Origin of the sequence: Rhizobium sullae, from assembly GCF_900169785.1 — a bacterium.
Classification (GTDB): Bacteria; Pseudomonadota; Alphaproteobacteria; order Rhizobiales; family Rhizobiaceae; genus Rhizobium; species Rhizobium sullae.
On the sequence record NZ_FWER01000251.1, the window covers coordinates 1 to 236 of the forward strand.

The 236-nt window shown below is 60.2% G+C and carries 1 protein-coding gene; it reads right to left on the reverse strand.

The genetic code is table 11. From position 1 onward, the window contains the following. Window positions 1-236, reverse strand: a 236-nt coding sequence (locus BN1800_RS40025) for a DDE-type integrase/transposase/recombinase (RefSeq protein WP_143534291.1), incomplete at both ends; no start/stop codon positions are given.

The window sequence follows — 236 nt, forward strand, 5'->3', positions numbered from 1 at the left end:
TGCAAGCCGCCGACGGATCGAAATCCCTGCATCATCCGCTCCCGTTTTCGAAGCGGCACGTGAGAATTCTCGGCCCGGTTGTTCAGGCCCTTGTGCGATCGATGTTCGACGGCGGGCATCACCTCCCGTCTTGCAGCACCATATGAGCGCAATTTGTCGGTGACGATCCGCTTCGGCGTCAGGCCTTGCTTCTTCAGCAGCCTGACCAGCAATCGCCTGGCGGCTTTGGGTATCGC